The organism is Flavobacterium sp. CYK-55 (assembly GCF_018413465.1).
Taxonomy (GTDB): domain Bacteria; phylum Bacteroidota; class Bacteroidia; order Flavobacteriales; family Flavobacteriaceae; genus Flavobacterium.
This window is the reverse complement of record NZ_JAHCDK010000037.1, coordinates 1-499: the sequence shown is the minus strand read 5'-3', so window position 1 is coordinate 499 and position 499 is coordinate 1. Positions and strand designations below refer to the sequence as shown.

Below are 499 nucleotides of genomic sequence, written 5' to 3'. Positions count from 1 at the left end.
TATTATGTAGATGCTGATGGTGACGGATGGGACAACGGAACGGCTTCAGTTTGTTCAGGAACTTCAGCTCCAGCTGGATACTCAGCTACTACAAGCGGAACAGATTGCGACGACACCAACCCATTGTTGACAGACAACTGTGGCGGAGGTTCAGTAGTTAATTTGACCATGTTTATCCAAGGATATTACATGGGTGGAAGCACAATGAACTCGGTTAAATTCAACCAAGATTTCGTATCACCAACAACTGATGTTGAGGATATGACTATTGAGTTACACGATGCTACTACTTATGCTTTGGTGGATACCGCAGTGGCTACATTGCATACTGATGGTACTTTGACTGCTACATTTAATACAGCAGCAGCCGGAGATTACTATATTGCAGTAAAAGGTGCAAATATTACACAAACATGGTCTGCTATGCCGCAAACCATTGGTACAACACCATTGACTTATGATTTTACTACATCAGCATCACAAGCTTATGGAGATAACA

General features: G+C 42.1%; 1 protein-coding gene. It reads left to right on the top strand.

Annotated elements, in window-relative coordinates; genetic code table 11:
• Positions 1–499: hypothetical protein (locus KIH23_RS13620; protein ID WP_213214050.1), on the top strand; the 499-nt coding region annotated here is incomplete at both ends.